The 23,317-nt window shown below is 63.0% G+C and carries 21 protein-coding genes; 6 read left to right on the top strand and 15 right to left on the bottom strand.

Annotation, left to right across the window (positions count from 1 at the left end):
• Positions 1–8 precede the first annotated feature (8 nt).
• Positions 9–1,145: an aminodeoxychorismate synthase component I gene (locus ACN6O8_RS22490; protein WP_427993202.1), complete on the top strand. Its 1,137-nt coding sequence runs from the start codon at positions 9–11 to the stop codon at positions 1,143–1,145.
• A gap of 76 nt (positions 1,146–1,221) precedes the next feature.
• Positions 1,222–1,854 carry an aminotransferase class IV family protein gene (locus ACN6O8_RS22485; RefSeq protein WP_427993201.1) on the top strand — a complete coding sequence of 211 codons (633 nt, stop codon included), beginning with the start codon at positions 1,222–1,224 and terminating at the stop codon, positions 1,852–1,854.
• Between the two features lie 40 nt (positions 1,855–1,894).
• On the opposite strand, the gene ACN6O8_RS22480 is transcribed toward ACN6O8_RS22485, so the two are convergent.
• Positions 1,895–2,797, bottom strand: a complete 903-nt coding sequence (locus tag ACN6O8_RS22480; RefSeq protein ID WP_427993200.1) for a LysR family transcriptional regulator — start codon at positions 2,795–2,797, stop codon at positions 1,895–1,897.
• Positions 2,798–2,990: 193 nt separating this feature from the next.
• Between ACN6O8_RS22480 and ACN6O8_RS22475 the strand changes: the two genes are divergently transcribed.
• From ACN6O8_RS22475 to ACN6O8_RS22465, 3 genes are read left to right on the top strand one after another with little or no spacing between them, the layout of a single operon-like run.
• Positions 2,991–4,256, top strand: coding sequence for an aromatic ring-hydroxylating dioxygenase subunit alpha (locus ACN6O8_RS22475; RefSeq protein WP_427993199.1), 1,266 nt, complete (start codon positions 2,991–2,993; stop codon positions 4,254–4,256).
• 2 nt (positions 4,257–4,258) lie between these two features.
• Positions 4,259–4,732, top strand: coding sequence for an aromatic-ring-hydroxylating dioxygenase subunit beta (locus ACN6O8_RS22470; protein WP_427993198.1), 474 nt, complete (start codon positions 4,259–4,261; stop codon positions 4,730–4,732).
• Between the two features lie 14 nt (positions 4,733–4,746).
• The gene (locus tag ACN6O8_RS22465) at positions 4,747–5,058 is read left to right on the top strand and encodes a non-heme iron oxygenase ferredoxin subunit (protein WP_427993197.1); all 312 of its coding nucleotides are present in this window, start codon (positions 4,747–4,749) and stop codon (positions 5,056–5,058) included.
• Between the two features lie 70 nt (positions 5,059–5,128).
• Here ACN6O8_RS22465 and ACN6O8_RS22460 read toward each other — a convergent pair whose 3' ends face one another.
• The 14 genes from ACN6O8_RS22460 to ACN6O8_RS22395 form a co-directional block, all read right to left on the bottom strand.
• Positions 5,129–5,959 carry a tRNA threonylcarbamoyladenosine dehydratase gene (locus ACN6O8_RS22460; RefSeq protein ID WP_427993196.1) on the bottom strand — a complete coding sequence of 277 codons (831 nt, stop codon included), beginning with the start codon at positions 5,957–5,959 and terminating at the stop codon, positions 5,129–5,131.
• A 49-nt stretch (positions 5,960–6,008) separates the two neighbouring features.
• Entirely contained in the window at positions 6,009–7,283 is a 1,275-nt protein-coding gene (locus ACN6O8_RS22455) for an efflux RND transporter periplasmic adaptor subunit (protein ID WP_427993195.1), read from the bottom strand.
• A complete protein-coding gene (locus ACN6O8_RS22450) occupies positions 7,276–8,757 on the bottom strand; it encodes a TolC family protein (protein ID WP_427993194.1) in 1,482 nt (493 codons plus the stop codon). The genes ACN6O8_RS22455 and ACN6O8_RS22450 overlap by 8 nt, the downstream gene beginning before the upstream one ends.
• Positions 8,750–9,952, bottom strand: a complete 1,203-nt coding sequence (locus ACN6O8_RS22445) for an ABC transporter permease (RefSeq protein WP_427993193.1) — start codon at positions 9,950–9,952, stop codon at positions 8,750–8,752. The genes ACN6O8_RS22450 and ACN6O8_RS22445 overlap by 8 nt, the downstream gene beginning before the upstream one ends.
• Before the next feature lie 6 nt (positions 9,953–9,958).
• A complete protein-coding gene (locus ACN6O8_RS22440) occupies positions 9,959–10,663 on the bottom strand; it encodes an ABC transporter ATP-binding protein (RefSeq protein WP_427993192.1) in 705 nt (234 codons plus the stop codon).
• Between the two features lie 159 nt (positions 10,664–10,822).
• Positions 10,823–11,665, bottom strand: a complete 843-nt coding sequence (locus ACN6O8_RS22435; protein ID WP_427993191.1) for a hypothetical protein — start codon at positions 11,663–11,665, stop codon at positions 10,823–10,825.
• Positions 11,666–12,078: 413 nt separating this feature from the next.
• Complete coding sequence (locus ACN6O8_RS22430; protein WP_427993190.1) at positions 12,079–12,489, bottom strand: hypothetical protein; 411 nt, start codon at positions 12,487–12,489, stop codon at positions 12,079–12,081.
• A 353-nt stretch (positions 12,490–12,842) separates the two neighbouring features.
• Positions 12,843–13,685 (bottom strand): hypothetical protein, encoded by an 843-nt coding sequence (locus ACN6O8_RS22425; protein ID WP_427993189.1) that lies wholly within the window; start codon positions 13,683–13,685, stop codon positions 12,843–12,845.
• Positions 13,686–14,091: 406 nt separating this feature from the next.
• Positions 14,092–14,502, bottom strand: a complete 411-nt coding sequence (locus tag ACN6O8_RS22420; RefSeq protein WP_427993188.1) for a hypothetical protein — start codon at positions 14,500–14,502, stop codon at positions 14,092–14,094.
• A 309-nt stretch (positions 14,503–14,811) separates the two neighbouring features.
• Positions 14,812–15,672 (bottom strand): hypothetical protein, encoded by an 861-nt coding sequence (locus ACN6O8_RS22415; protein ID WP_427993187.1) that lies wholly within the window; start codon positions 15,670–15,672, stop codon positions 14,812–14,814.
• 192 nt (positions 15,673–15,864) lie between these two features.
• Positions 15,865–16,809, bottom strand: coding sequence for a LysR substrate-binding domain-containing protein (locus ACN6O8_RS22410; protein ID WP_427993186.1), 945 nt, complete (start codon positions 16,807–16,809; stop codon positions 15,865–15,867).
• 308 nt (positions 16,810–17,117) lie between these two features.
• Entirely contained in the window at positions 17,118–18,545 is a 1,428-nt protein-coding gene (locus ACN6O8_RS22405) for an efflux transporter outer membrane subunit (protein WP_427993185.1), read from the bottom strand.
• 5 nt (positions 18,546–18,550) lie between these two features.
• Entirely contained in the window at positions 18,551–20,509 is a 1,959-nt protein-coding gene (locus tag ACN6O8_RS22400; protein ID WP_427993184.1) for a MacB family efflux pump subunit, read from the bottom strand.
• Position 20,510: 1 nt separating this feature from the next.
• A complete protein-coding gene (locus tag ACN6O8_RS22395) occupies positions 20,511–21,695 on the bottom strand; it encodes an efflux RND transporter periplasmic adaptor subunit (protein ID WP_427993183.1) in 1,185 nt (394 codons plus the stop codon).
• 493 nt (positions 21,696–22,188) lie between these two features.
• Here ACN6O8_RS22395 and ACN6O8_RS22390 point away from each other — a divergent pair, with 493 nt between their 5' ends.
• Positions 22,189–23,316 (top strand): MFS transporter, encoded by a 1,128-nt coding sequence (locus ACN6O8_RS22390; protein ID WP_427993230.1) that lies wholly within the window; start codon positions 22,189–22,191, stop codon positions 23,314–23,316.
• Position 23,317 lies beyond the last annotated feature (1 nt).

Genomic DNA, 23,317 nt, shown 5'->3' with positions numbered 1-23,317 from the left:
AGAGAGTCATGCATTGTCGTTTTGAAGACCGGCTGGCCGGCCGCGCCCTGCGGCTGGACGGTTTCCTGGCCCGCATCGAGGCGCGCACGGCGGCCGAGGTCGGCCCCGCGCTGACCGCCATCGACGCGGCACGCCGGCGCGGACATTGGGTCGCGCTGCTGCTGGACTACGAGCTGGGCGAATGGCTGCTGCCCGAAGCCACCCGGCCCGCGCCCGCCGGTCCCTGGACGCCGCCGCATGATGACGGCCGGGCGCGCCTGACGGCATTGGTGTTCGAGCGCCAGATCGACGAAACGCCATGGGACCCGCCGGCGGCCGACAGCCCCCCGGCCGCCCTCAGCATTCCCGCGCCGCGCATGACCGAGGCCGGCTACGTGCGCCAGATCGAGGCCATCCGCGCGCTGATCGGCGCCGGCGAGCTGTACCAGGTCAACTACACCCAGCCGCTCGACGTGCAATACCAGGGCGACGCGGCCACGCTGTACCGCCGCATCGCCGCCCGCAACCCGGTGGCGCACGGCGCCTACATCGAAGACGGCGCGCGCACGGTGCTGTCGTTCTCGCCCGAGCTGTTCGTGACCCGCCGCGGCGCGCGATTGACCACCCGTCCCATGAAGGGCACGGCGCCGCGCCACCCCGATCCGGCCGAGGATGAACGCCTGGGCCAGGCGCTGCTGGCCAGCGACAAGAACCGCGCCGAAAACCTGATGATCGTCGACCTGCTGCGCAACGACCTGGGCCGGCTGGCCGCGCCCGGCTCGGTCAAGGTCGAGGCGCTGTTCTCGCTGGAACGCTACCCCACCGTCTGGACCATGACCTCGACCGTCTCGGCGCAGGCGCCGGACGCCACGCTCGCGGACGTGCTGCGCGCGCTGTTCCCCTGCGGCTCCATCACCGGCGCGCCCAAGGTCGCCGCCATGCGCCGCATCCGCCAGCTGGAAACCGCGCCGCGCGGCCTGTATTGCGGCAGCATCGGCTGGCTGGCCCCGGACGGCGACTTTTCGCTCAACGTGGCCATCCGCACCCTGGTGCTGGACGCGGCCGGCCACGGCGTCTACAGCGTCGGCGGCGGCATCGTGCACGATTCCGACCCGGCCGAGGAATGGCAGGAATGCCACTGGAAGGCCCGCATCCTGCGCGCCTGAGTGCGCAATCCGTGTGCGCGGGTTAGGATAGAACCCGGCCCCGCCCGCCGCCGTCCGCCGTTTACCAGGAGCCCCCATGCAACCCGAACTGATCGAGACCATCCTGGTCGACGCCGAGCACCGCGTGCCCCTGCTGGCGCGCCACCTGCGCCGCCTGGAGCAGTCGTGCAAGGCGCTGGGCTACACCTGGGGCGGCAACGCGGTGCAAAGCGACATCATGATCGCCGCGCTCAGCCTGAACACCCCCGGCGCGCACCGCCTGCGCCTGCTGGTCGCGCGCGACGGCAGCCGCCACATCCAGACCGCCGTGCTGCCGCCGCTGCCGGCGGCGCAGGAAATCATGCTGGCGCCCGAGGCGCTGCGCTCGTCCGAACCGCTGCTGCGCTACAAGACCACCTACCGCCCCTGGTACACCAAGACCATCGAATGGCTGCCGGCGCATCCGCACATCTTCGACCTGGTCTACCTGAACGAACGCGGCGAGCTGTGCGAAGGCAGCCGCAGCAACGTCTACCTGCGCCTGGATGGCGACTGGTACACCCCGCCGGTCGACAGCGGCTGCCTGCCCGGCGTGCAGCGCGCCGAACTGCTGGACACCGGCAACGTCACGGAACGCGTGCTGACCCTGGCAGACCTGCACGCCGCCGACCAGATCCGGCTGTCCAACGCCCTGCGCGGCTGGTTCACGGTCACGCTGCGCGAAGCCTGAATCGCGCAGCGCCCGCCGCGGCGCATGCGCGCGCACGCCGCTAGTCCGCGAACTGCTCCACCACCACCTGCCGCAGCCACTGGTTGGCCGGTTCGCGGTGGTTGCGGGCATGCCAGAAGACGTTGATGACGGACTCCGGGATCTTCACCGGGCAGGGCGCGGTGGCCAGGCCGAACGGCTTGCAAGCGCAATCGGCGAAGCGGCGCGGCACCACCGCGATCATGTCGGTGGCCTGCAGCACCGGGCCCACCGCCATGAAGTGCGGCACCGTCAGGCGCAGGCGCCGGCGGATGCCGGCCTGCTCGATGACCTGGTCCACCACCCCGTGGCCGGTGCCCTCGGACACGATGGCAACGTGCTCGGCGGCGCGGAACTGCCGCGCCGACACGCCGGTGCGCGCCAGCGGGTGGTCCTCGCGGAAGATGCACACATACGGCTGGCGGAACAGCCGGCGCTGGAAGAAACCGTGCTTCAGCCCCGGCAGGAAGCCCATCGCCAGGTCGATGCGGCCGCGCTCCATCTCGTCCTTGACGTCGATCGAGGTGGTGCGCACGGTGCGGATGGTGACGCCCGGCGCGGCGCCGTCCAGGGCCCGCATCAGGCGCGGCAGGAAGTAGGTTTCACCGACGTCGTTCACGCCGATGACGAAGGCCCGTTCGCTACGCGCCGGATCGAAGCTGGCGCGGGCGTTGAGCGTGCCGTGCAGCGCCGCCAGCGCGTCGGCGATGGGCTGCGCCAGCGCCTCGGCATACGGCGTGGGCACCATGCCGCGCGCGGTGCGCAGGAACAGCTCGTCGCCCAGCAGCTTGCGCAGCCGCCCCAACGCGTTGCTGACCCCGGGTTGCGAGATGCCCAGGTTCTGCGCCACCGCCGACACCCGGCCGTGCTTGCACAGCTCGTTGAACACGACCAGCAGGTTCAGGTCGATGTCTTGCAGGTTCATGCTTGTCTCCACCAATATTCATTTTGGTGATTGTTGCCATCATCCAGATTCTATTTATTTATTTAACACCCTGGCCGATGATGCGACAAACGCCCGCGCCCATGTCGCGCGGGCCCCGATGGATGAAGGAGACAACCATGCGCCATCCCCTCGCCCCGCCCTGTCCGCGCGGCCGCCTCGCCGGAGGCCGCCGATGAACGCCCCCGAACAGCCGCTGTCGTTCGTGCCGCCCTGGCAGGGCGGCGGCAGCCACCGCATTCCCTTCGGCGTCTACACCGACGCCGCCCTGCACCAGCGCGAGCTGGAGCGCTTCTTCTATCGCGGCCACTGGAACTACGTCGGCCTGGAAGCGGAAATCCCCAACCCCGGCGACTTCAAGCGCACCGCCGTGGGCGAGCGCTCCGTCATCCTGTTGCGCGACAACGACGGTCAGGTGCGCGTGGTGGAGAACGTCTGCGCCCACCGCGGCGTGCAGTTCTGCCGCGAACGTTCCGGCAACCGCAGCGAATTCGTCTGCCCCTACCACCAGTGGAACTACGACCTGCAGGGCAATCTGATCGGCGTGCCGTTCCGGCGCGGCGTCAAGCAGGACGGCCGCGTCAACGGCGGCATGCCGCCCGACTTCAAACCCGAGGAACACGGCCTGACCAAGCTCGCCGTGGCCTGCCGCAACGGCGTGGTATTCGCCTCGTTCGACCATGACGTCGAGCCGCTGGAGGACTACCTGGGCCCGGACATCCTGCACTACTTCGACCGCGTCTTCGACGGCCGTCAATTGGTCATCCACGGCTACAGCCGCCAGCGCATCCCCGGCAACTGGAAGCTGATGCAGGAGAACATCAAGGACCCGTATCACCCGGGCCTGCTGCACACCTGGTTCGTCACTTTCGGCCTGTGGCGCGCGGACAACCGCTCGGAACTGAAGATGGACCGCCACTTCCGCCACGCCGCCATGATCTCGACCCGCGGCCAGGGCGGCAAGGGCAGCGTCACCAGCGGCGTGTCCAGCTTCAAGGAGCAGATGACGCTGAATGACGAGCGCTTTCTCGACATCGTGCCGGAACCCTGGTGGAACGGCCCCACCGCCGTGCTGATGACGCTGTTCCCCAGCGTCATCATCCAGCAGCAGGTCAACTCGCTGTCGACGCGCCACATCCAGCCGGTCGGCCACGACGCCTTCGACTTCGTCTGGACGCACTTCGGCTTCGCCGACGACACGCCCGAGATGACGCAACGCCGCCTGCGCCAGGCCAACCTGTTCGGCCCGGCCGGCTTCGTCTCGGCGGACGACGGTGAAGTCATCGAATTCTCGCAATCCGGCTTCGCGCAGAAGCCCTGGCACCGCAGCGTGGCAGAGCTGGGCGGCAAGACCGCCGAGAACACCGACCACATGGTGACCGAAACCCTGATCCGCGGCATGTACGCCTACTGGCGCCGCGTGATGCAAGCGGAGGCGTGAACATGCTGGACTTTCCCCTGTACTACCAACTGACCCGTCTGTACACCGACTACGCCGCCGTGCTCGACGCCGGGCAGTGGGAACAATGGCCCGAGTTCTTCCTGGAGGAGTGCGTCTACAAGGTGCTGCCGCGCGAGAACCACGAGCGCGGCTATCCGCTGGCGACCATGTCGTTCGAGAGCCGCGGCATGCTCAAGGACCGCATCTACGGCGCCACCGACACCATCTTCCACGACCCCTACTACCAGCGCCACGTGGTCGGCGCGCCGCGCGTGCTGTCCGTGCGGGACGACCGGATCGAAGCGGAAGCGAACTACGCCGTGTTCCGCACCAAGCCGAACCAGCTGACCACGGTCTACAACGTCGGCCGCTACCTGGACGTGATCCGGCGGACGCCCGACGGGCTGAAGTTCGAATCGCGCCTGTGCATCTTCGACAGCGAGCTGATCCCGAATTCGCTGATCTACCCCATCTGACCAGGACACCCGACATGAGTACGAACTGGATCAAGGCCATCGCCCTGGCCGACGTGCCGGACGAAGACGTGATCGCCGTGCAGGCGGGCGATCGCGAGATCGCGCTGTACGGCGTGGACGGCAGCGTCTACGCCACCGACAACCTCTGTACGCACGGCAATGCTCGCCTGTGCGACGGCTTCCTGACGGGCCACGAGATCGAGTGCCCGCTGCACCAGGGCCGCTTCGACGTGCGCGACGGCCGCGCGCTCTGTTCGCCGCTGCGCGACAACCTGGCGACCTATCCGGTCAGGATCGAGGACGGCGTGGTGTTCGTGGCGCTGTGAGCACGGCGCGGCGCCGCAAGCGTGGCGCGGCGGCCCGCCGTTCCGAACCGGGCGGCGCCAGCCCCCCGCCTTACAACGCCAGCCGCAAGGCCTCGTTGGCGGCCGCCATGCCCATGGCGGCGGTCACGGTGACCACCGAGCCATAGCCGGCGCACGACAACCCCTGTGGCGCCACGGCCTGCCCCGAAGCGCCCATATCGTCCTCGGCCTCGGCCTGCCGCGTCCATTCGTCGGGCAGGATGGCGGGCTGGTCGAACCACAGGGCGTGGATGCCCATCTTCGGCACCCGTTTGAGCGCCTTGCCGTTCTTGTCGGACGCCCGCGCAAAGCCATGCTCGCGCCGCAGCTTGTTGCGCAGCTTGGCCAGCAAGGCGTCGTTGACGGCCGCCGACAGGTCGCCGGCGCGCAACGCCAGCGGATCGGTCTTGCCGCCCGCGCCGCCGCACAACAGCATCGGAATTCCCAGCGCCCGCGCATGCAGGATCATGGCGATCTTGGCCGCGGCCTGGTCGGTGCAGTCGATGATGGCGTGGTAGGGGCCGGGCAGCACTTCGCCGACGTTCTCCGGCGACACGAAATCATCGACGCGCGTCAGGCGGCACTCGGGATTGATGGCCAGGACGCGCTCGGCCATGGCATCCACCTTGGATTGCCCCAGGGTCTGCGTGAGCGCATGGATCTGCCGGTTGACGTTGGATTCGGCGATGTGGTCCAGGTCGATCAGCGTCAGGGCGCCGACGCCGCAACGGGCCAGCGCTTCGACGGTCCAGGAGCCGACGCCGCCAAGTCCGGCGACGGCGATGTGGGCGTTTTGCAGGCGCGCCGGAGCATCGGGGCCATAGAGGCGGGACAGGCTGCCGAAGCGGCGGGCGATGTCGGCTTTTTCTTGGGGGGTGTTCATGGGCGCCTATTTTATATGGCCGACGGTGGGACGATCCCTTCCCCCATTTTCACGGCCGAGGGTCCCCCGGGGTCCACACGTACCCCGGCGCAAGGCCGGTCACGACGACCCCGTCTTGCGTGGCAGGCCCGACCGAGACGGCCACCTGCCGCTCGGGGGCGCTCGCGGACTCACGAAACCGGACGAGACGCGTATCCGCATCAGTCCGAATCGCCGTGGCAGGCACCACCAGGGCGCCGTCGTCATGAAATATCACGATGGCGGCGCTTGCGCTCATTCCCAGCCGCACCACCCGCTGCTGCGCCGCCGTCAGCGGGGGCAAGGCAATCACAACCCGGTACATCGTGCCCGCCTGCGAATCGCCTTCGAGGCCCTGCACGCCAATCGATTCCAACTCACCCGACAGCACCAGATCCCTGAACCCGTCGCCACGTATCTCCACCCGCTGGCCCGGGCGCAGCTGATTCAGATCCGTCTCGTCGACCTTGGCCACGACGTTGACGCGCTCGACGTTGGCGACGGCCAACAGCCCCTGGCCCTGCGTCACTTTGGCGCCCGCCAGCAAGGGATCGCCCGTGGCGTCCTGCCTGGCGTTGGCGTTGCCCGGAACGCGGATCACCACACCGGAGAACGGCGCCGTCACCGTCCCGGAGGCATCAGTGCCCAGCGCGTCGACCGCGGCAGAAGCATTGGCCAATTCCATTTCCGCGAGTTGCCGCGCCTCCCCCGTGCCGCGTTGCCGGGTATTCGCCAGCTCCGCCTCGGCCGACGTCACCGCCAGGGATTGCATCTTTTCCTGTTGGATCAATGCGTCCCGCTCCATGCGGGGAACGATTCCACGTTCGTAGAGCCGCCGCGTCTCCACCAGCTTCCCCTGCGTATCGTTCAAGCTGAGGCGCGCGCTCAACACGGCTTGACGCGCACGGGCGACATCCGGGCCCGACTCCCAATGATCGATGTCGCTCAGGGCCTTGCGCGCCTTGATCTGCTCGCTCAGCGCCTGGCGCCGTTGCATGTCGAGCTGGGTCATATCCATCTCGAACAGGCGCTGGCCCGCGGCCACCCGTTGTCCCTCCGCCACCTCAAGGGACTTGATATTGCCGTCGAAGGGCGCCGTGATCGTGACGATTTCCGCGGAGGCGATCTTCCCCACCACGCCAAGACGAATATCGACAGGACGAGGCGAAATCCGTACCCAGGGAGAAGGGGCCTCCCGTGGCTCGCCGCGCGGCGGTTGATGCCACGCAAAGACGATCGCCAAGACGGCAAGCAGCGCCAGGCCTGCCGCCAGCAGGCCACGCTTATGGACACGGAACTCAGTCATTCAGCGAAATACCCCAGCTTTGCAGCGTCATGCCGAGCTCCAGGTCCAACTGCGCCTGGGCGTCCAGGTAGCTGATCAAGGCATTGAGCCGGGCGCTCTCCGCCCCGCGAAGATCGGTTTCAAAGGCAAGGACCTGGAAGTTGCTCGAGCGCCCGGCCTGCAGCTTTTGATGTTCGATCTCGAGCTTCTGGCGCGAGAGATCCCGCACGCGCCCGGCGATTTCGTACTGGCGCCATCGCGAGGCCAATTCCCGCACCGCGTTGCTCACGTCCAGCGCCAACTGCTTTTCGGCGTTTTCAAGCAGCAAAGCCTGGTTGTCAGCATCGGTTTTCGCATGGACTTCAGCCTGTCGCGTGCTCAGGTCGCCGATCGGTATCTGGAGCTGGATCCCGACATAACCCTCCCAGCGGCGATCGGAGACCGCTTCCGATTGGCCCGCTCGCCGGGTTCGCCCTTGGCTGGCGCCGCCCATCAGGGCAACATCCCACAGGCGATTGTCGCGCGCGACCACGAGATTGATATCGGCCTGTTCACGGGCGATCACCTGCCGCAGATACTGCGGTTGATGCGTCAGCGCGATACGCTGGGCGTCTTGCAGGCTGAGTCTCGAAGGGGCTTTTTCCGGCGTGTCGCTGACCCGGATCCGGCTGTGCAGGTCCAGGGCCAGCAGCTGCAGCAATGCCAATCGGCTGGCGTTGAGATCGTTGTCGGTATTCTCGACATTGAATTCCTGGGTAGCCACATCCGCCTCGGTCTGCACCACGTCGACCTGCGCCATGCGCCCGGCGGCGATCAACGCCTTGTTGATCTCCAGCAGCCCCCGGGAACGCTGCAATGCCGCCTGGGCGATGGTGACTTGCTCCTGTGCCCGCAGCAATTGCCAGTAGGCCTGGACGATCTGCGTGACAGTCCGGGAAACCGACTCCTGCAAGGCCAGCCGATTGCTCTGTTCGATCAATCGCGCCATGCGCACAGGCGCGGTTGCGACCTCACGCCCGGCGCCGCGCAGCAAGGGCTGAATGATCGCGAGCGTGACGCCATCGTCCCGAAATCCGCCCGTCCGGCTGGCGTTGCTCAGTTGGCGGATCCAACCCAGGCTCAAACGCGTGCCGAATTCACTCACCATCGTCGTCTCGGGCGAAAACAATCCCTGTCGCGAACGATCATCCTGATTGCGGTTGCCGGTGATCCTCCCGGTCACCAGCAGCTTGGGAGAAAAGTAATCCTCGGCCACGCGCAGGTCGAACTTCTGCGCCAGGCGACTCAGGTAGGCGCTGCGTATGCTGCGATTGCCCCGCAGGCCGAGAAAGACGGCATCGGTCACGGTCAGATTGACGACGTCCTCGCCCCGTGGAACCGGCGCTTGGTGCGACATGGTGGGGCGAGACGGTGACGGGTCATCATCCGCGCGCGCCATGGGCAACAGCGTCGCGACGCCAAGCGCCGCAATCAGCATCCGCGTGCCGTCATGCATCGCGCAAGGCCTGGACAGGCTCCAGCCGCGCCGCCGCGATGGCCGGATACCAACCGAAGAACAACCCGGTCAGCAGCGAAGTCCCCATCCCCAGAGGCAGGGATGCGGGAGCCAGCACGAACTGCCAGTCAGAGAAGCGCGCAAAAGCGTAGGCCGCGCCAACGCCGAAGACCGCGCCCAGCGCCGCGCCGGCCAGGGCCAACAGGCCGGCCTCGGCGAGGAACAACCGGCGGATGTCGCGCCGCGTCGCCCCAAGCGCCAGGCGAAGGCCGATCTCGCGCCGCCTTTCGAAGACGCTCATCAGCATCACGTTCATCACGCCCACGCCGCCCACCAGCAGTGCGATCGCGCCCAATCCGGCCAGCATGTACGAAAAGGTTCGCGATTGGCGTTTGAGGCCGTCGATCAACTGCTGGGGAATATCCACCTGAACCTCCCTCCCGGGCACCTGCGTCATGACGTACTCGCGCAGCGCGCTGGCCGTTTCAGGCAGGTCGGCCAGAGGCTTCGCCTTGGCCAGGATGGCGCCGAGTTCAGGCTTGGGAAACAATCGATGCACGCCCTCAATGGGAACAATCACCGATCGGTCGGCATCGACCGGAATCAGCGGGTTCCCTTTCATGCCGCGCGTGATGCCGATGACTTGATACAAGTAACCGCCGATTTGCAGCGCGTCCCCCACAACGAGTGGCTGCGCCGGGCTGCCCAGCGCCAGCGCGGCTTGCGCACCCACGACGGCAAAGGTGGCATCGCGATCAAAGGGCGACAGGAAACGGCCCCGCGCCATGCGCAGATTCATCGCGTCGGCAAGATCCGCCGTCGTGCCCACGATCCTGAGAGCTGTGGTGCGTCCCGCGAAGCGCAACGGCACGTTGTAGACCGACAGCGGCGCCGCATGGCGGATGCCGGGCACGGCCTGCTCCAACGCACCGGCATCCAACGTGCGGGGCAGCGCGCGCGGCTGGGCGCCCGTCACCGGGAAAGTCACCACCAGGACATCCGTACCCATGTCCTTGAACATGCGCATCACCTGTTCGGCGGCGCTATGCCCGATATTCAGGAGCGCGACGATGGCGGTGCTGCCAACCATGATGCCAAGCAGAGCCAATAAGGCCCGGCGACCCAATTGGCGCAAGCTGTCGACCGCCTGCAGCAGGGTTTGTGCCAGTGATGGGCCGCGCATGCGCTGAATCACCGGGAATCAACGCCCGCCACGGCGGCGGGCAGGCTCATGCAATGCTCCATCCTTCACGTGAATCTGGCGCGAGAAGCGGGCCGCCAGGCTGGCATCGTGCGTCACCATCACGATCGTGACCGCCCGCTCGCGGTTCAGCCCCATGAGCAAGGCCATGATGCTCTCGGCTGAAGCCTGATCCAGATTACCGGTCGGCTCGTCCGCGAGAATCAGGGCGGGTTCTCCCACCAAGGCACGGGCAATGGCGACCCGCTGGCGTTGCCCGCCGGAGAGATCGGCGGGGAGATGCCCGCCGCGATCGGCCAATCCAACTTGACGAAGCAAATCCATGGCCGTGGCCCGCGCCTGCGCGCGCGGGATACCACGATAGAACAGTGGCAGCGCAACGTTATCGAGGGCGTTCATACGGGGCAACAGGTTGAAGGACTGAAAAACGAACCCGATCTCTCGATTGCGCACCCAGGCGCGGGCGTTCTCATCGATACCCAGCATGTCTCGTCCGCGAAACAGGAACTGGCCGGCCGACGGCCGGTCGAGTAAGCCCAGGATATTGAGCAAGGTGCTCTTGCCGGAACCGGACGCCCCGAGCATCGCGCAGGTTTCGCCGGGATGGATCTCGAGCGTCACGTCGCGCAGCACGCTCACTGACTGGCTGCCTTTGCGATAGGCATGGCTGACATGCGTGATTTGGATGAGCGGATGGTGCGACATCTTTGCGATCTGAATCAGTCAAAAAATCCAGATCTATTCGAATTCAATATATGGACCAACAGGCTGCCAGCCCCCCACGCGAACAAAGTCTCGATGAACCTCAGCCCAGCATTAGCCCATAACGAGAACCACCTTAATAGCCACTTCAATACAATAAATTCAACGACCAGATGCCAATTTCGACTTATTCCCCATATTTCTGTAAAGCAAATCCATCAGAAAATATTGTCTATCTCGCTCCATATCACGGGCTTTCTGCATTATGGCTTTTTGTGAAATTCCACCCTTTATTTGCGCCAGTGTATCGACGTCCGATTCATCAGGAGGGCTATACATGAGCGAAAAGGAATCATCGCGTCCTTCGAACGGATTGCCACGAGGACCCCATTGAGGCATGGACTCCACGGCCTCTCGAAACTTGACACTGAATCCGAACCTGTAGGCAAAATCATCGGGTTGAGACAAAATCAATTTACCAATCTTCTTATAGATATCCATTGCCGAACTACCCTTCTCCACTTCTTCTCTGTACATGGATTGCAGTTGGGCAACGAACGCATCGGATTGTCGCTTATCGATAACTTCACTTTCAGGAGTTACCAGAATTCTCGTGGTCGTATAATAAGTCGGCCCTCCATAGATGGCCTCTGTGCAATCATGCGCAGTAGAGTATCCGCTGTTAAAAACCATGGTATTGAGGCGCTGGAACCGTTCTTCCTCAGTATAATTTCTATCAAAGCGAGCCAGTTCAGCCGGTGTCCAGCACGCTAACAAACTGAGATCAGCGTCCTCGTCTGCTTCTTTATTTACCAAGACCAATGCTTTATCGGACAGAATCACGGCTTTCGATTCCGACGGACTTTCAAGATGATTCTCCTTAACCGCACCCATGACCTCGGTAAAAGTAGATTCACCAGTCACATCCGTAGTGAGGCGCGTCGACGGATCTTTTACTGCGAGCGGAGCGCGAGGGCCAAATAGCGTTGAAGCAGATATCTGCATTGGAAACTCCTGCGGGAAATATGATCTTCCAATGTAAAATAGCAAACAGTCCTCGCGTTGCTTTATGAGAAGGGCGTGATACCAAAAAGGCAACACACGAGTGGATCTCCAGGTGCTGGCCGGCTTTAATGCGCGGATCATGACTTATACAAAAGTTGGGCGACGCCGATCTGCCGACGTGGCTTCCGAGCGCCCTGCAAATAGATGAATAACCGGGGGCCTAGCACTACACAGAGCTCGAGGTCGGACGCCCATGCCATAGGCACCGCTGGCATGCATAATGTGAATAGCTGGATGTTGAGCGCATTACACGTGCGTTTTGCATCAGCTCACAACACCCATAGTGCACCCCAACATGCCCGACAGCGATTTATCGCCAGGATCTGCGATAAATCGCTATCGCTTAGGCTCACTTAATCGTTGTAATAAACCACCATCGTGGCGAGGATGTAACGGGGATATGGACCAAGGCCAGTGCCGGTATATTTCACATGGAAAGGATTATCGGCAAGCTTGCCATTAAAATACTGCGATATCTGCCCGTTATTGGATAAAGGAATGCAATCAAACGGACCGTTATAGCAAACCTGCATAGATACGCTTGCTTGGCTACTATCCTGAAGCTGAACTTGCACACCCTTGATTGTTTTCCCCACTGGCGAAACAAGGAAATTGCTGGGTTGATACACAACCGTGGCGGTTCCTCCTCTTCTCGACACATAGTCGCCACTCTTATAGGTGGACCACACATAATCACCGGCAAACGCGCTGCCGGAGAAAAAAAGCGAAGTAATAACCAATGCATGCAGCAATGGGGTTTTCATGGTATCTCTCCAGGGCCAGGTATGAAACTACGCATCAATCACCGATTGATGCCCCCCCTTAGATGACTTGCTTTCAGCCTGACAACATACGGGGTGGACAGGTTGACAACCTGCATATCAATTTGAACGCAGCAACGGCGTCGTTTATTGCTATTTCAGGAACACGCGTTACCGTATGGGTCAGAAAAATATGGTTTTGCCCCTAGCCATAAAAAAGCTATGGTCAGCCCGATCCCCACGAAGCGCTACGCCGAGCGGGGTTCTGTCTGACCATCTTTATTAGGCCCGGCGAATCCAATATGCCGACGCCTTTCCGAAAAATGCGACATGCGCATTTTTCGGAGGAACCTAATTTACGCCTGGCGACCTGCAGGTTTCGACTTATGGTTCACTTTCCCATACAACAGGTCCATCAGTTGGTGCTGCCTGTCTCGCTCCATATCATGTACCCTCTGTTGCAGCTTGTTGTGCGAAAACCCATCTTTCATTTTTTTCAACATCGCGACATCCGATTCGTCTGAAGCGGCGTGACTAAGGGTAGAAAAATCACCGCGCTGCCGTTCGACCGGCTTAGCACGTCCCCCCCATTGCATGGACTCCACCCTGTCGCGAAACGTGACACTGAATCCGAACCTATAAGCAAAATCATCCGGTTGGGACAGAATCAATTTTCCGATCTTCTTGTAGATATCCAGCGCTGAGCTGCCTTTGTTCCTTTCGGCCTTATACATGGATTTCAACTGCGCAACGAACGTATCTGACTGCCGCCTGTCGACAATTTCACTTTCTGGGGTAACCGGAATCCTCGTGGTCGCATAGTAAATCTGACCACCATCTTCAGTAAGCTCACTGCAATCGCACCCCGGTGAATATTGACTGTTAAAAACCATAATATCCAGTTCCTCGAGCCGCTCGCTTTCCGTATAGTTCTTGGTGAACCGCGCCAGCTCAGCCGGTGTCCAGCACGCTAACAAACTGAGATCAGCGTCCTCGTCTGCTTCTTTATTTACCAAGACCAATGCTTTATCGGACAGAATCACGGCTTTCGATTCCGACGGACTTTCAAGATGCTTCTCCTTACCCATGACCTCGGTAAAAGTAGATTCACCAGTCACATCCGTAGTGAGGCGCGCCGACGGACCTTTTACTCCGAACGGAACGCGAGGGCCGAATAGCGTTGAAGTAGATATCTGCATTGGAAACTCCTGCGGGAAATTGATCTTCCAATTTAAAATAGCAAACAGTCCTCGCGTTGCTTTATGAGAAAGGCGTGATACCAAAAGGGCAACACACGAGTGGATCTCCCGGTGTTGGCGGCTTTAATGCGCGGATCATGGTTTACACAAAAGTTGACGATGCCGATCTGCCGACGTGGCTTCCGAGCACCCAGCAAATAGATGAATAACCTGGGCCTAGCACCACACAGAGCACAAGGTGGGCCGCCCATGCCATAGGCACCGTTGGCATGCGTAATATGAAAGTTGGGTGCTGAGCGCGTTGCACATGCGATTTGCATCGGCTCACAATACCCATACTGCACCCAACATGCTCGACAGCGATTTATCGCCAGATCTGCGATAAGTCGCTATCGCTTAGGCTTACTTAATCGTTGTAATACACCACCATCGTGGCGAGGATGTAACGGGGATATGGACCGAGGCCGGTACCGGTATACCTTACCGTGAACGGCTTATCGGCCGGCCTGCCATTGAACATTTTATAGATTTGCCCATTGTAGGTTATGGGATAGCAATCGATCGGACCGTTATAGCAAACCTCCATTGATACGTTTGCCTGGGAACTATCTTGAAGCTGAACTTGCACACCGGTGACGGTCTTTCCCAGTGGCGAGACAAGAAAATTGCTGGGTTGATACACAACCGTGGCGGTTCCCCCTCTTCTCGACACATAGTCACCACTCTTATAGGTGGACCACACATAATCACCGGCAAACGCGCTGCCGGAGAACAAAAGCGAAGCAACAACCGAAACATGCAACAATCGATTTTTCATAAAATCTCTCCATGGGGTACGTTGACTATGCATCAATCATCGACTGATGCCGAACTCACCTTGGGATGACTTATGCTTCAAAAACTTGGCCAACATGCAGGGTGAAGCAGGTTGACAACCTGCCACCTCAATTTGAACGCGGCCATGAACTCGCACATTGCTATTTTTGGAACACGCGTGACCTTATAAATCAGGCAAAACCGGCCAGATTACGAAATAAAAAATGCCCGATGAAAATCATCGAACGCCACTTCTGCCAGGACTTTTTTCTAAAAAACAACCCGGGCACAGGACTTTTAAATTTACAACCTACACTCGGTGACTGGATGCAGATTTAGACCTGAAACCTGCTTTCCCATGAATCAGGTCCATTAATATTTGCTGCCGCTGCCGCTCTAGATCACTCGCTTTTTGCAATACGGAATTATGCGCAAGGCTAGTCTTCGCTTTCACCAATGCGTCAACCTTTGACTCATTCGTGAGTGGCATACTAGATGGGGAATGATCGCCATGCCTGCCAAACTGGTTATTATGCGCACTGTTATAAGCCGCGGTAAGAGCATCCATTCTTTCGCGATATTTCACACTAATTCCAAATTTATAGGCAAAATCATCCGGCTGCGCCAAAATCAGTTTCCCGATCTTCTTGTAGATATCCATAGCCGAGCTCCCCTTACTCATTTCGGTGACATACAAGGCTTCCTGTTGAGCTGAAAATGTATCGTGCTGCCGCTTTAATGCGGCCTCCCTTTCGGGCGTGACAAGAATTCTCGTGGTCCCATAATATATAGGCCCACCCTCCGACGTGAGTTCGCTGCAATCGTGCCCTGGCGTGTATGCGCTATTGAAAACCATAATCTCGAGCTTCTGATACCGTTCGGCCTCTGTATAGTTATTTGCGAAACGCGCCAGAGCTTCCGGTGTCCAGCACGCCAACAAGCTGAGATCTGCATCCTCATCTTCGGTCTCCTGGCTTGACAGCGCCACCGCCTTATCAGACAGGATCACGGCCTTCGATGCGGGGGGGCTTTCGATATATTTCTGCTTCGCAGACCCCATGACTTCGGTGAAGCGGGCTTCCCCATTCGCGTCCGTAGTGAACCGGGTCGGCGAATAGTTGAATCCGAGCGGGCCGCTCGGACCTGACAGCGTTGAATTGGATACTTGCACAAGCAGCTCCTGATTGATTCCAGCAATTGACACCCCTGACTTCTTTCTCAAAAGCGCTACAAAGGCAGGGAATTGGATCTTTCAATCTAGAACGGCGAAAGGCCTATCACGTTGCCTTATGGGAAACGTGATAGGCCCAAAAGGTAACGTGTGGATGTGATCGAGCCGGGCTCACGCGCCGATAGTGGCCGTTTACCGCGCGCGGGAAGGTGGAGAGGTGTCTTCGCGCATGGCAATCACCCGCTCAACGAAGCGCGTCACGTTCTGGCGCGAGACGCGGGTTGAGCGCAGGAGCCAAGTCGTCAACGCCGCCGGCTCGGCCAGCGGGCGGCTGAGGATGCCGAGTTCCCAGTTTGAAAGGGCCTGGGAAGCACCCACCAGCGCGAGGCCGACGCCAGCGGCCACCATCGAAAGCATGAGATAGGTCGATTGCACCTGCGCCGCCACGAGAGGTTGGACCGAACCCTTACTGATCAAGCGGTCGATTTGCCGGCGGCATCCCTCGCAATACTTGGGATCGCCAAGTACCAGGGGATGCCTGAGAACCTCGCTCAATGGAATCATTTCCATCGCCAGCAGCGGGTGGCCGGTGGGGAGGACCACATGGATCGGGTCTTGCCAGGCTCGTTCAGCCACGATGCCGCGGCCCACGTGGTCGGATGGCGCGAAACCCAGGTCGTAAAGGCCTTGGTCCAGGCCTGCGAGTTGCTGGGCGAATGGCACCTCCGAAAAATGGATGACCACGCGCGGCTCGTCCGCGCGGCAACCGGCCATTAACGCGGTCAATCGCGTCGGGTTCATTCCTTCTGACAGGGCAATATGTAGCGCGCCGTGATTGCCAATGGCCACGCCTAGGACGCTGTCGCGTGCATGGCCGATTGCGCTGAATATGGCCGGAATGTGTTCCCGTAGCGCCTCCCCCTCCGGCGTGAGCAGGGTGCCGCGGTTGGAGCGCACAAAAAGAGACACCCCCAAGGTGGTTTCCAGCGATTGAATCGCGCGAGACAACGGCGAGATTTCGATATTCAGCCGTTCGGCGGCGCGGCGATAGTTCAACTCGTCGGCCAACACAGCGAAGTACTTCAGCAGTCGCAAGTTCATTCTGAGTATTTCGGTGATGGTGATCCACCATTGCAACGAACGGGATCAGCCTGGAGGGTGTCTTGCGCGGTCAATAGATTGTAGCGACGGCCTTCATAATTCAGCGTCAGTTGACGCTGCTTTCCGTCTTCTATTGCATCGGGTGAAACCGTCCGAATCTGACGGCGCAGGCGACGATTCGAGAACGGGCCGAAGTGCCGCGGGTCAGCTTGCACACTGCCCGTGCCAATATCGAAGTGGATGCTGCCGGGAGGATCGAAGGCGACCCGGTTTCAATGCTGGCGCCGGCAATATCGCGCGCCGACGCCAGGGCATTTTTTCAGGGTGCTATCGGCGCGATCCGCTCATCGACCGCCCACCGCACCAGAACCGGCCACGACGGCAACATCGTCGCCTCCCAGCGCCTGGTAGACCTTCACCTGGTTAATGAGGCGATTCAGGGCATTCTCATCCCGCGCGATCTCGGCCGCGCGCCGCTTTTCCTGCGCATCCAGCCAGAACCGCAATGACACCGAACCGGCGCGGTAGCGCACTTCGTACAGGCGCTCGGCCTCGCGCGCCGCCTTCAGCGACGCTTCCAGTTGTTCAGCCTGCAAGCGCAACTGGGTGCGGTTCGAAAGCGCGTTCTCCACGTCCGCCATCGCCTGGTACAAAGCCTGGCGGAAACTTACGACCCGCTCGTCGAAATCGGCCTGTGACACCCGCAGGTTCAGGCTAAGACGGTTCCATTGCAGGAACGGCAGCGTCAGCGCCCCCGCCAGCGTGCCCACCGGGTTCTGCAGCACATTCGACAGCGTCGGGCTGGTGCTGCCCAGCGCGCCGGTCAGGTTCAGCGTCGGATAGAAACTGGCGCGGGCCGCGTCGATGTTCGACAGCGACTCCCGCAGGCGCAGTTCGGCGGCGCGCAGGTCGGGACGGCGGCCCAGCAGTTCGGCCGGCACGCCTTCGCGCGCCTGCGGCAGCGGGTATTGCGGCAGACGTTGCGGGTCGGCCATGGCGCGGTCGGGCGGGCCGTCGAACAGGATCGCCAGCGCGTTCACGTATTCCACCCGTTGCTGCACCAGCAGCGCGTGCGCCGCCTGCTGGCTGGCCACGGTCTGCTCGGCCTCGGCCACTTCCAGCGCCGAGGCGCCGCCGGCGGCGTACTGCGCGCGCACCAGGTCCTGCGTCCTGCGGGCGTAGGCGATGCTCTCCAGGCTGCTGGCGATACGCTGGTTGATGAAGGCGGTCTGCCAGTACAGCGTGGCCGTGGTGCCCACCAGCGACAGCGCCGAACTCTGGCGGTCCTGCTCGCTGGCCAGCGCCTCCCATTCGGCGGCGTCGAGCTGGCGCGAGAGCTTGCCCCACAGATCCACCTCGTAGCCGATCGACAGTTCGGCGCTGTTGGTGCGGGTGATCTCGCGTTCGCCGCGCAGGTTGCGGGCGCGCGTCACGTTGCCGGTGCCGGACAGTTGCGGGATCAGTGAGTCCCGCGCCAGGCCGGCCTGCAATTGCGCGCGGCGCACGCGGATGGCGGCGGCGGCCAGGTCGTTGTTGCGCGCCAGCGCGCCATCGACCAGGCCGTCCAGCACCGGGTCGTTGAAATTGCGCCACCAGGCGCCGCCGGCGGCCAGCGCGTTGGCCGGCGCATCGGCGCCCGCGCCGTGGCGCCAGGCGGCCGGGGCCTGCGTCGCGGGCGCTTGGTAAGCGCTCTTGAGCAGGCCGCCGCAGCCGGCCAGGATCAGCACCAAGGCCAAGGCGGCGGGCTTGCGGATCAGGGAAACCACTTTCATCGTTCTCATTCCCGGGCCAGCGCCTCGACGGGGTCCAGGCGCGCCGCGTTGCGCGCCGGTAAATAGCCGAACAGCACGCCGATCAGCGTCGAGCAGGTGAACGCCGCCACCATCGACGCGGTCGAATAGATCATGCGGAACGAACCGCCGGTGGCCTTGGACACCAGCACGCCCAGGCCCAGCGACAGGGCGATGCCCACGGCGCCGCCGATCAGGCAGACCAGCACGGCTTCGATCAGGAACTGCTGCATGATGTCGCTGCGCCGCGCGCCCACCGCCATGCGCACGCCGATTTCGCGGGTGCGCTCGGTGACCGACACCAGCATGATGTTCATGACGCCGATGCCGCCGACCATCAGCGAGATCAGCGCGATCAGCGACACCAGCAGCGTCATGGTGGCTGTGGTGCGCTCGATGGTCTTGCGGATGGCGTCGGTGTTGAACACGAAGAAGTCCTTCACCACGTGGCGCCGCAGCAGCGCCTTGGTGATGGCCTGTTCGGCCGCCGCCGGCGGCGCGGCGTCGTTGACGCGCACCGTGATGCTCTTGAGATGCTGCTGCCCGAGCACGCGCGACAGCGCCGTGGTGTAGGGAATCCACACGTTCAGGGTTTCGTTGTTGCCGAACACGGTGTCGTTCTTCTTGGTGACGCCGATCACCCGCGCCGGCATCGTCCCCAGGAACACGACCTGCCCGATCGGGTCGGTGTGCGAACCGAACAGGGTCTTGCGGGTGCTCTCGTCGATCACCACTTCCTGGGCGCGCCGCGCCACGCTGGTGGCATCGAAGAACTTGCCCTGCGCCAGCTTGACCGCGCGCACGCGGAAATACTGCTCGCCCACGCCCTGGATCGAGCCATTCACCGCCACATTGCGATAGCGCAGCGTGCTGCTGGTGGAGACCTCGGGCGTGACGCTGTCCACATACGATTCGCGCGACAGCGCCTCGGCGTCGGCCGGCACCAGGGTGCGGATGGTCAGGGCCTTTTCGTCGCCGAAGTCCTTGCCCGGGAATACCTCGACGGTGTTGGTGCCGATCTCGCTGATGTCTTCCAGGATCTTCTGGCGCGAGCCCTCGCCCAGCGCCACCACTGACACCACCGCGGCAATGCCGATGATGATGCCCAGCATGGTCAGCGAAGTGCGCAGCCGGTGCGCGTTCATGGCCAGCAGCGCCATGCGCAGCGCTTCGCCGCAACGGTCGAGGTAGGCCTGCCAGGCCGGCCGCGGCGGCAGCGGCGCGGCTTCTTCGCGTACCGCCTGGATGCGCGGCGCGTCGGGATTGCGCTGGTCGGAGACGATCTCGCCGTCGCGGATCTCGATGATGCGCCGCGCGTGGCGCGCCACGTTCATGTCGTGGGTGACCAGGATGATGGTGTGGCCGGCGGCATTCAATTCCTCCAGGATGCGCAGCACCTCCTGGCCGGTGTGCGTGTCCAGCGCGCCGGTGGGTTCGTCGGCCAGGATGATGTCGCCGCCGTTCATCAGCGCGCGGGCGATGCTCACGCGCTGCTGCTGGCCGCCGGACAACTGGCCGGGACGATGGCCGGTGCGCTCGCCCAGTCCCAGGCGTTCGAGCAGTTCGGCGGCGCGCGCCAGCCGCGCCTCGCGGCGCTTGCCGGCGTAGACGGCCGGCACTTCGACGTTGCCCTGCGCCGTCAGGTCGGACAGCAGGTGGTAGCGCTGGAAGATGAAGCCGAAATGCTCGCGCCGCAGTTGCGCCAGCTCGTCCGGATCCAGTTCGCCGGTGCTGCGGCCGCTGACGCGGTAGTCGCCGCGGGTGGCGCGGTCCAGGCAGCCCAGGATGTTCATCAGGGTCGACTTGCCCGACCCGGACGCGCCGACGATGGCCACCATTTCGCCGGCCTCGATGGTCAGGTTGATGTCCTTGAGGACGGCGATGGTCTGCTCGCCCGCGGGAAATTCGCGCCGCACCCCGGACAGCGAAATCAACGGTTCGGCCATGTCAGCGTCCCGCCGCGGCGGCCACCGGCGCGGCATCGGCCGACACCACGCGCTCGCCCACCTCCAGGCCGTCCAGCACCTGCGCCTGCACGTTGTTGTTCATGCCGATCCTGACCTGGCGGGTCTCGGTCTGGTTGTCCTTGCCCACCACCCGTACTTCGTAGCGACCGTCCGCGCCGCGCTTGCCCAGGGCCGAGGCCGGCACCACCACGGCGTCGCGCGCCTCGCCCAGCACGATGGAGACCTGCGCGGTCATGGAGATGCGCAGCTTTTCGTCGGGGTTGGGCACGTCGAACAGGCCGTTGTAGTACACCGCCGCGCTGGTGGAGCTGGAGCTGGACGAGGTCAGCGACGCGGTGGCGTCGTCCTTCTGGATCGAGTCCGGCGCCGGCTCCACCGCGCGCAGCGTGGCGTGGTAGCGGTGGTCCGGTTCGCCCAGGATGGTGAAGTACACCGGCAGGCCCGGCTTGACGCGGGTCACGTCGGCCTCGGAAATCTGCGCCTTGATCGTCATGGTGGCCACCTGGGCCACTTTGATGATGGTGGGCGCGCTCTGGAACGCATTGACGGTCTGGCCTTCCTTGGTCACCACCGCTACCACCACGCCGTCGATCGGCGAGACGATGCGGGTGTAGCCCAGGTTGACCTTGGCCTTGTCGACCTCGATCTCGGCCTGGGCGATCTGCGCGTCCAGCGCGGCGATGTCGGCGCGCGTCACGCCCAACGTGGCCTCGGCCGCTTCGTAGTTCTCGCGCGAGCTGGCGTCGGCCGCCAGCATCTGGCGCTGGCGGCGGAAGGCCAGTTCGGCCTGCTTCAGGGTGGCGACCTTGGCGGCGCGCTCGGCGCGCCGGGTTTGCAGAGCGGCCTGAGCGTTGCGCAGGTCGTTCTGCTGGGTCATGTCGTCGATTTCGGCGACCAGTTGTCCTTTTTTCACGCGGTCGCCCAGCGCCACTTTCAGCGACTTCAACTGGCCGGTGGCCTGCGCGCCGACGCTGACGCGCTCGATGGCGTCCATCGTGCCGCTGGCCAGCACGCTGTCTTCGAGATTGCCGCGGACGACCTCGGCCACGGCGAAAGTGGGGGGTGGCGGCGACGAGAAAAACGCGGCCCGGACGCCAAAGACGATGATCAGGAGAACGACGGCGATCAAGGCGTAACGCCGGACTTTGCTACGAGGTTTTTTCATTGAACCAGTCAGGAGGAGGGGGCGGAGGCATCGTCCGCCACTCGAATAAGTCGATACGGATGGGGAAGCATGCGTACCCATACTGACCGCTCATGCTAAACGGCGGGTACGGTCAAAGCATGGCCAATCTGTGGCGAAAGGGTGAAAAACGGTAAAGCGGCCTCCATTGGGGCATCCGGCGCGGAAATTGTTCCGTTGCACGAACGACACATCTGTTGCGGCGCATTAGCGTTTCCATTCTGCGGAACCATCGGGCAACGTGACGCCATCTTGCCGCATCCTTGTCGCAGATGGGCCATAGATGGCGCCTATCCCCTTGCCGCCTCCCATCATGGATTGCGGCGGCGCAAAAAAACCGCGCCTCGACATAGGCCGACGATCGGCACAGAATGAACGCAGTTAAGCCGTATCCGTGTCCAATCCGCCCCCCTCCCCCTCTTCAAACAGCGCCGCCCCGGAGTTTTCCGGGGCGGCGCTGTTGTGCGTGCTGGCCATGTTGAACCATGTGGCGCTGACAGGGGGACGGATTACCGTGTCGCTGACGGCCTTGCAGATGGGGCTGTCGACGTTCAAGGTCGGCACCCTGGTGGCCGTGTTCGCGGTGTTGCCGATGCTGTTCTCGGTGCGCGCCGGCCGCTGGGTCGACCGGGTCGGCATTGTCCGGCCGCTGGTCACCGGCACCGCGCTGGTGGCGCTCGGCACGGCACTGCCATTCCTGTCGCAGACCCAGTTCGCACTGCTGGTGGCGTCCTGTTGCATCGGCATCGGCTTCATGTTGCACCAGGTGGCCACGCAGGACCTGCTGGGCCATGCCGAACCGGCCCAGCGCCTGCGCAATTTTTCGCTGATGTCGCTGGCCCTGGCCGGCTCGGGCTTCTCGGGGCCGCTGATCGCCGGTCTGGCGATCGACAATCTGGGCACCCGGCTGGCCTTCGGCCTGCTGACGCTGGGCCCGCTACTATCGGCCGGCGGTCTGTATTTGCTACGTCACCAATTGAAGGCGGTGGATTCGCAGCTGTCCGGCGCCAAGGAGGCGCAGCGCCGCAGGGTGACCGAGCTGCTGGCGGTGCCAGCGTTGCGCCGCATCCTGATGGTCAACACCATCCTCTCGGGCGCCTGGGATACGCACCTGTTCGTGGTACCCATCTTCGGCGTCGCCATCGGCCTGTCGGCCACCACCATCGGTGTCATTCTGGCGTCCTTCGCGGCGGCAACATTCATCATCCGCCTCGTATTGCCACTGATCCAGCGCCGGGTGCGCTCCTGGACGCTGGTGCGGGCGGCGATGGCCACGGCCGCCATCGACTTCATGCTTTATCCGCTGTTCACCGACGTTGGCGTCCTGATCGGGCTGTCCTTCATTCTTGGGCTTGCGCTGGGATGCTGCCAACCGAGTATGCTCTCACTGCTGCACCAGCATTCGCCGCCGGGCCGCGCCGCCGAAGCCGTGGGGCTGCGGATGGCGCTGATCAACGGTTCCCAGGTGTCCCTGCCGCTGACCTTCGGCGCGCTGGGTGCGGTCATCGGCGTCGCCCCGCTGTTCTGGGCCTATTCCGTGGCCCTGATGGCCGGTGGCTGGGCCAATCGCAACCCCCCGATCGAGCCTGACCGGAAACCGTAGT

This window comes from Achromobacter sp. (genome assembly GCF_050285565.1).
Classification (GTDB): Bacteria; Pseudomonadota; Gammaproteobacteria; order Burkholderiales; family Burkholderiaceae_B; genus Achromobacter.
The sequence above is the reverse complement of the archived record's forward strand: the minus strand, read 5'-3'. Positions and strand labels throughout refer to the sequence as shown.